Annotated in this window: 2 protein-coding genes; both read right to left on the bottom strand. The window is 72.8% G+C overall.

The window, feature by feature from the left end:
- A partial coding sequence (locus ABZY33_RS35595) for a type I polyketide synthase (protein WP_356495864.1) occupies positions 1-5,225 on the bottom strand: 5,225 nt, incomplete at its 3' end.
- A gap of 63 nt (positions 5,226-5,288) precedes the next feature.
- Positions 5,289-7,922 (bottom strand): type I polyketide synthase (locus tag ABZY33_RS35590; protein WP_356495863.1); only part of this gene is annotated, 2,634 nt, incomplete at its 5' end.

Here is a 7,922-nt window from a genome sequence, read left to right as displayed (position 1 = left end):
ACCAGAGACGATGAGCACGCCGTGTCGACCGTCACCGCCGGGCCCTCAAGGCCCAGGACGTACGAGACCCGGCCGGACGCCACACTCGCCGCGTTGCCCGTGCCGACGTACCCGCCGAAGTCACCCTCCGACAGACTCAACAACGCCGGATAATCCTGGCCGTTCGTCCCGGCGAACACACCCGTACGGCTGCCGCGCAGCGCACGCGGATCGATCCCCGCCCGCTCCACCGCCTCCCACGACGCCTCCAGCAGCAACCGCTGCTGCGGATCCATCGCCAACGCCTCACGCGGCGACACCCCGAAGAACTCCGCGTCGAAACCACCGACATCCGACAGGAAACCGCCCTGCCCGTACTCCGATGTGCCGCCGTCCGCCCGGGCGTAGCCGTCGTAGACGCTCTCCAGGGCCGACCAACCGCGGTCGGTGGGGACGTCGGTGATGCCGTCCCGGCCGTCGACGAGCAGGTCCCACAGGTCTTCGGGCGACTCCACGCCGCCCGGGAAACGGCAGGCCATGCCGACGATCGCCACCGGCTCGTCCACCGCCGCCACGGCTGTCGCGACGACCGGAGCCGCGTCCCCGAACAGCTCGGCGTAGAGGTGGGTCGCCAGGGCCTGGGGCGTGGGGTGGTCGAACACCGCCGTCGCCGGAAGCGTGACGCCCGACACCGCCGCCAGGACATTGCGCAGCTCCACCGCGATCAGCGAGTCCACACCGAGGTCACGGAACGCCCGCTCCGCGCCGACCTGTTCGGGTCCTTCGTGTCCCAGCATCAGTGCCGCGAGCTTCTGTACCTCTTCCAGTACGAGACGCTGCCCTGCGTCGCGCGGCAGGCCGGCCGCTTTTGAGCGCAGGTCGTCGCCGGGCGCCTCGAAGCCGCGTGTTTCCGCGGCAGTGTGCGCAGGGGCCACCGGTGTGAGGAGGGCGCTGGACCGGGATGTGGTGAAGGCGGGGACGAAACGGTCCCAGTCGGCGTCCACGATCAGTTCGGTGGTCGCTCCCGCGTCGAGCACGGCGCCCAGGGCGGAGAGCGCGAGCCGGGGGTCGAGCGCCGTCAGCGCCCCTTGGCCGCGGCGGCGCCCGCCGGACTTCGCCGCCATGCCGTCGCCGGCCCACGGGCCCCAGGCGAGGGAGGTGGCGGGGAGTCCCTCGGCGCGCCGCCGTTCCGCGAGGGCGTCGAGGACGGCGTTGGCGGCGGCGTAAGCCCCCTGTCCCGGGCTCCCCAGCGTGCCCGCCAGCGAGGAGAAGAGAACGAACGCGGAGAGGTCGTGGTCCCGGGTCAGTTCGTCGAGCAGGAGCGCCCCGGTGGCTTTGGGGGCTCGCACCCTCTCGATGCGTTCGGCATCGGTCGCCAACAGGGTGCCGTCGTCCAGCACCCCGGCGGTGTGGAAGACCGAGTCGATCCGGTGGTCGGCGAGGAGCGCGGCGAGTTGGCGGCGGTCGGAAATGTCGACGGCGGCCAGTGTGACCGTCTCGGCGCCCGACTGCCGCAATTCCGCCCGCAGTTCCCGGGCTCCCGGTGCCGACTCGCCGCGGCGGCTGACGAGAAGCAGGTGGCGGGCGCCGCGTTCCACGGCCCAGCGGGCGACGTGCGCGCCGAGAGCTCCGGTGCCGCCGGTGACGAGCACTGTCCCGCCGGGTGTCCAGCCCGCCGTCCGCGAGGGCAGCGGGGTGGCCGGTGCCAGCCTGCGGCCGAAGATACCGTGCGCCCGTACGGCGACCTGGTCCTCGCCGGGCGCCAGGCGGGCCAGGGCCACGGAGAGCCGCGCGCACACCCGGTCGTCCAGCAGAGCAGGCAGGTCGATCAGCCCGCCCCAGACGTCCGGGTGTTCCAGGGCGGCGACGCGGCCAAGGCCCCAGACAGCGCTCTGTTCGAACCGGATGAGCGGGGCGGCACCGGCGGCGCCGACGGCACCCTGGGTGAGGACCCACAGCCGGACGCCCGGGTCCGCGGACTCCGCGACCGCCCGCAGCACGGACAGGGTTCCCGCGACCGGGTCGACGGACGCGGCGAGAGCGGCCAGGAACAGGATTCCGTCCAGGCCCCCCGAGTCACCGGTCTTCCCCGCCCCCGCCCCCGCGACGGCTTCGGCGCACGCGGCGGGATCGGTGACGTCCACTTCGACGGCGTACGCGGAGAGCCCCTGCTTGCGCAGGCCCAGGAGGAGGACGTCCACCGTGCCGCGCGCGTCGGCTTCCAGGTCCGCGGGGACCAGCACCGCCCAGCGCCCGGTACGGGTCCGAGCGGCCGCCTGAGCCGTCTCGTCGTCCCGGGTCAGCGGCCGCCACGACACCTCGTACCGCAACGCGTCGAGCGCCGCCTGCTCCTGTCGCCGCCGGTACCACTGCGTCAACGCCGGCACCACCGGCCCCAGGGCTTCCGGCTCCAGGGCGAGGTCGGCGGCGAGTGACGGAAGGTCGGCTCGCTCGACGGCGGCCCAGAACTCGGCGTCGACCACCGCGGAGGCCCGCGCCGGGCCGGCCGGGGCACCGGGGGACGGCTCGTTCGGGGCAAGCCAGTAGCGGCGGCGCTGGAACGGATACGTCGGCAGTTCGACCGCACGCGCACCGCCACCGGTCCGCAGCACGGCGGTCCAGTCGATCTCTCCACCGTCCGCATGGAGCTGCGTCATCGCGCGGAGGACGGTGGCGTGTTCGGGTTCGTCCTTGCGGAACATCGGTACGAAGAGGGAGGCGCCGCCGTCCGGAACGCAGTTCTGGGCGAGGGCGGTGAGGGTGCTGTCCGGACCGATCTCCAGGAAACGCGTCACGCCCTCGGACGCGAGCGTGTCGACGCCGTCCGCGAAACGGACCGCATGACGGACGTGGCGGACCCAATACTCGGCCGACGTCAGCTCGGCCTCGGTGGCGAGACGTCCGGTCACATTCGACACGACGGAGATCGACGGGACCGCGTACGTGATCCGCTCCGCCACCGCCCGAAAAGCGTCGAGCATCGGCTCCATGAGCGGCGAGTGGAAGGCGTGCGAGACGCGCAGGCGGGACGTGCGTCGGCCCTGTTGCTTCAGCGCTTCAGCGACCGCGGTGACAACTGCTTCGGCGCCCGCGATGACGACAGCCCGCGGCCCATTGACGGCCGCGATCGACACTCCCTCGACCAGCAGCGGAAGCACCTCCGCCTCAGCCGCCTCCACAGCCACCATCACGCCACCGGCGGGCAACTCCTGCATCAGCCGGCCACGCGCCACCACCAGCGCACACGCGTCCTCCAGCGACATCACCCCCGCCACATGCGCGGCAGCGATCTCACCGATGGAATGACCCATGACGAAGTCCGGACGAACCCCGAACGACTCCACCAAGCGATAAAGCGCGACCTCCACCGCGAACAACGCGGGCTGCGTCCACTCCGTACGAGCCAGGCGCTCGGCGTCATCACCGAAGACGACACCTCGCAGCTCCTCCCCCACCCGCTCACACACCGCATCGAAAGCAGCCGCGAACACCGGGAACGCGTCATACAGTTCCCGACCCATACCGAGCCGCTGCGCACCCTGGCCCGCGAACAGGAATGCCTGAGGTTGGTCTCCGCGGTCGTGCCCGACCGTCGTCGTCGCTCCGGCGGTACCGTTGGCGACCGCATCGAGGGCCTTCTTGAGCGCCGGGAGATCGTCCGCGACGACGACTGCGCGGTGCTCGAAGTGCGTGCGTGTGGTTGCCAGGGCGAGGCCCGTCCGGTCGGGCTCGATCTCGGGGTGGTTGTCGGCGAAGGCCGCAACGGCTCGGGCCTGGGCGCGCAGGGCTTCCTCGGTCCGGCCGGAGAGCGGCCAGGCCGTGGGGCCGGTGCGGGAGGTCTCGGTCTGCGGTTCCGGCTCCGGGACCTCTTCCTCCGGTGCTTCTTCCAGGATGATGTGGGCGTTGGTGCCGCTGAGGCCGAAGGACGAGACACCCGCGCGGCGCGGACGATCCACCGAACCCGGCCACGCCTGCGGCTCGGTGAGCAGCCGGACCGCCCCCGACGACCAGTCCACGTGTGAGGACGGCTCGTCCGCGTGGAGCGTCGCGGGCAGCACCCCGTGCCGCAACGCCTCCACCATCTTGATCACACCGGCCGCGCCCGCGGCGGCCTGGGTGTGCCCCAGGTTCGACTTCACCGAACCCAGCCACAACGGCCGGTCCCCGGACCGCTCCCGTCCGTACGTGGCCAAAAGCGCCTGCGCCTCGATCGGGTCACCCAGCTTCGTGCCCGTACCGTGCGCCTCCACCACATCCACATCCGCCGCCGACAACCCCGCCGACGAGAGCGCTGCCCGGATCACCCGCTGCTGCGACGGGCCATTGGGAGCGGTCAGGCCGTTCGACGCACCGTCCTGGTTGACCGCCGAGCCACGCACCACCGCCAGCACCCGGTGGCCGTAGCGGCGTGCATCCGACAGCCGCTCCACCAGCAGAACACCGACACCCTCGCCCCAACCAGTGCCGTCCGCACCCGCACCGAACGCCTTGCACCGGCCGTCACCAGCAAGACCGCCCTGCCGGCTGAACTCTCCGAAGACATCGGGGGTGGACATCACCGTCACGCCGCCCGCCAGCGCGAGATCGCACTCCCCGGCCCGCAACGACTGTCCCGCCAGATGCAGTGCCACCAGAGACGATGAGCACGCCGTGTCGACCGTCACCGCCGGGCCCTCAAGACCCAGCACATACGACACCCGGCCCGACACGACGCTCGCGGCGTTGCCGGTCAGCAGGTGGCCCTCGATGCCGTCGGGCAGAGTGTCGCCGGAGACCGCGCCGTAGTTCTGGTTGCTGCATCCGACGAACACACCGGTGCGGCTGCCGCGCACGGAGTCGGGGGCCAGGCCCGCGCGTTCGAGGGCCTCCCAGGACGTCTCCAGGACGAGGCGCTGCTGCGGATCCATCGCGAGCGCCTCGCGCGGTGACACCCCGAAGAAACCGGCGTCGAATTCGGTGGCCGTGGCGACGAATCCGCCCTGCCCGGTGACGGACTCCGCGGTGGTGTCCGGGGTGCTCCAGCCCCGGTCCGCCGGGAACGGGGTGATGGCGTCGGCGCCGGCCAGCACCAATTCCCAGAGGTGTTCGGGCATGGTGACGTCGCCGGGGTAACGGCAGGCCATGCCGATGATGGCGATCGGCTCGGAGGCGGCGCGGGCGAGTTCGTCGTTGCGCCGGCGCAGGCGCTCGTTCTCGGAGAGAGAAGCGCGCAGCGCGGAGACGACGCGCTCTTCGGGGGTGGACATGCTCGGCTCCACTGGTTGGTGGCCCGTACGCGGGCGGGCGGGGGAGGGCGGCGGGCGGGTGGTTCAGGAGGTGGAGTCGCCCAGGGCCAGTTGAACGAGTGCGTCGACGTCCATCGCGCCGATCGCGTCGGGCGCGGAGGTGCCGTCGGACCGCGTGTTCACCCGGGCGGTGCCGTACACCGTGGGGCCGGTGGGGTCGGACACGGCGTCGTCGGCAGGGCCGGAGTCCGCACCGGTCTGTGCCAGGGAGAGGACGGCTGTCAGCAGGCCGCTCTCCTGCCAGCGGGAGAAGGGGATCTTCGCGAGGGCACTGCGCAGCGAGGTCTCGTCGTCGCCGTGCGCCGCTCCGGCGTCGGCGAAGAGTTCCTCGTGCAGCCGGTCGGCGAGGTGACGTGGTGTCGGGTGGTCGAAGACCAGTGTTGTCGGCAACCGCAGCCCGGTTGCCGCGTGGAGTTCATTGCGCAGTTCCACGGCGGTGAGGGAGTCGAAGCCGATGTCCCGGAAGGACCGGTCGAGGTCCACCGCCGATCCCGTCGCGCGGCCGAGCACCGCGCCGGCCCGCGTACGGACGAGTTCGTGCAGGGCCCGGCGGCGCTCCTTCTCCGGCCGGTTCCCGAGGCGGGCGACGAGGGCGGCACGGGCGTCAGCGGCGTCGTTCCCGCCGGTGGCCTCGGGTGCGGTCGGGGTGATGCCCGGGAGGCCGCCGAGCAGCGGGCTGTCGCGCCGGACGGTGAACGCCGGGACGAAGCGCTCCCGGTCCAGGTCGGCGACGACCACCGCCCCGCCGGGCCCCTCCAGCGCGGACGTGAGTCCGAGCAGGGCGCGTTCGGGGTCCATGACGCGCAGCCCGTGCCGTTCCAGCTCCGCCGCACCCGCGCTCGACACCATCCCGCCGCCCGCCCAGGGGCCCCACTGCACGGAGAGCCCGGTCCGGCCGGCGGCGAGGCGGTCCTCCACCACGGCGTCGGCCCAGGCGTTGGCCGCCGCGTAGGCGCCCTGGGAACCGCTCCCCCACACGGCGGCGATCGACGAGAACACCACGAACGCGCTCAGGTCCTGGTCCCGGGTCAGCTCGTCCAGATATCCGGCGCCGTGTGCTTTCGCCCCCATCGTCCGCTCCAGGTGAGCGGTGTCGATGTCGCCGAAGGGCATGTGGTCCGGGACTCCCGCCACGTGGAAGACGGCGTCCACCCGGTGCCGGGCGAGCAGCGCGGCGACGGCATCCCGGTCCGCCAGGTCGCAGGCTTCGACACTCACCTGCCGGGCACCTGACGCGCGCAGTTCCGCGCTGAGCGCGGTGGCACCGTCGGCCGTCTCGCCGCGGCGGCTGGTGAGGACCAGTTCGTCGGCCCCCTGCCGGACGAGCCAACGGGCCACGTGAGCGCCGAGGGCGCCGGTGCCGCCGGTGACGAGGACCGGTCCGGCAGGCTTCCAGCCCTGTCCGGTGCCCCGTGGCGCCGGGGCCTGGCGCAGCCGCCTGGCGAAGAGCCGGCCGTCCCGTACGGCGACCTGGTCCTCGGTGGAGGAGGCGACGATGTCCGCGAGGAGGCGAGCGGTGTCGCTGTCGCTGTCGGAGGAGGTCTCCGGCAGGTCGACCAGGCCGCCCCAGCGTTCGGGGTGCTCCAAGGCGGCGACGCGGCCGAGGCCCCAGACGGCGCTCCGCTCCGGGCGCACCGTGCCGTCTGCGGGTCGTCCGAGGGTGACCGCGCCCCGGGTGATCCACCACACGGGCCCGCCGAGCCCGGCGTCACCGAGTGCCTGCGTGGCGACGAGGGCCTGGGCGACCGTGCCGGGCAGCACCACCGCTCCTGCCACCGGTGTCCGCGACGTCGCGACAGCGGCGGTGACGGCGGCGGCGAGGTCTGATCGGTCGGGGTGCTGCGGGAGGGGCAGGAGCAGGGGGTCGGACAGGGCCGTGGTCACGGTGTCGAGCAGCGCCGCGTCGCCCTCGGGGTGGAGGAGGAGCCAGCGGCCCGTACGGGCCGTGCCGGTGGCGACGGTCACCGGCTCCCAGTCGATGCGGTACCGCCAACCGTCCACGGCGGCCTGCGCCGTACGCTCGCGGCGCCGGGCGGAGAACCCGGAGAGGACCTCCTGTACGACGTCCTCGCTGATGTCCAGCACGCCGGCCAGTTCGCGCGCTTCCTCGGCTCCCGCGGGCTCCCAGGTGTCGAGGCCCGGGGCGGCCCCGATGCGCTTGGTCTGGGGCCAGAACCGTTCACGCTGGAAGGCGTACGTGGGCAGGTCGACACCGGTGGTCGGGCCGGGTCCGGTCACGGCGGCCCAGTCGACGGGCACACCGCTCGTGTGGCCGGCGGCCACACACGAGACGAAGGTGTCCACCTCGTCGCGGTCCTTGCGGAGGAAGGACGCGAAGACAGCGGCGTCGTCGTCCAAGAGGCAGTTCTGAGCGAGGGCGGTGAGGGTGCTGTCCGGACCGATCTCCAGGAAACGTGTCACACCCTGCGCGGCCAGGGCACGCACACCATCGGCGAAACGCACTGCCTCACGCACATGCCGCACCCAGTACGCGGCCGACGTCAACTCGCCCTCGGCAGCGAGGCGTCCGGTCAGGTTCGACACGACGGGGATCGTCGGAGTCGCGTAGGTGATCTGCTCGGCCACGGCGCGGAAGGCGTCGAGCATCGGCTCCATGAGCGGGGAGTGGAAGGCGTGCGAGACGCGGAGGCGGGAGGT

It is taken from the genome of Streptomyces sp. NPDC006552 (assembly GCF_040611655.1).
GTDB lineage: Bacteria > Actinomycetota > Actinomycetes > Streptomycetales > Streptomycetaceae > Streptomyces.
The sequence above is the reverse complement of the archived record's forward strand: the minus strand, read 5'-3'. Positions and strand labels throughout refer to the sequence as shown.